Raw genomic sequence first — 713 nt, 5'->3', positions numbered from 1 at the left:
CCCCCCGTGTCCAAAGGAAACCCTGGTTTAGGGTGCCAAGTCGATCACGGTCATCGAAGAAACCCGCTCGTTGCCTCGCGCGGGCCGGCGTAGTCTCCGGCGCTGATTCCGTCCGGTTTCAGCACCATCACAACAAGGAGACCCCCGATGTCCACGACCCGCCTGCCGGCTGATTCCCTCGCGTTGCAACGCCTGTACGCCTGGGAGCTCGACACGCCGAACCGGGTCACGCTGCGCCAGCCGATGGGCGGCGGCGTGGTGAAGGACTTCACCTGGAAGGAAGTCGCGGACCAGGCCCGCCGCATGGCCGCCCACCTGAAGACGCTGGGCCTGGAGCAGGGCTGGGAGCCGGGCGCGCGCGTCGCCATCCTGTCCAAGAACTGCGCCTGGTGGCTGATGAGCGACCTGGCCATCTGGATGGCCGGTTACGTCAGCGTGCCGCTGTATCCGACGCTGGCCGCGGACACCATCCACCAGATCCTCAGCCACAGCGAGTCCAAGCTGCTCTTCGTCGGCAAGCTCGACGGCTGGGAAGGCATGCGGCCCGGCGTGCCGCTGGGGCTGCCGTGCATCTCCTATCCGGTCTCGCCGGAGGACGCGCAGGACGCCTACGACCACTGGGACGCGATCTGCGCCGAGACGCCGCCGCTCAAGGGCAAGCCGACCCGCGGCGCCGATGAGCTGGCCACCATCATCTACACCTCCGGCACGAC

General features: G+C 68.0%; 1 protein-coding gene. It reads left to right on the top strand.

Annotated features, from left to right (window positions below):
• Positions 1 to 147: 147 nt before the first annotated feature.
• Positions 148 to 713, top strand: a 566-nt coding sequence (locus tag FUT87_RS28175; protein ID WP_147243085.1) for an AMP-binding protein, incomplete at its 3' end; no start/stop codon positions are given.

Source organism: Mitsuaria sp. TWR114 (genome assembly GCF_007997345.1).
This window is presented reverse-complemented; position numbering and strand designations above follow the sequence as displayed.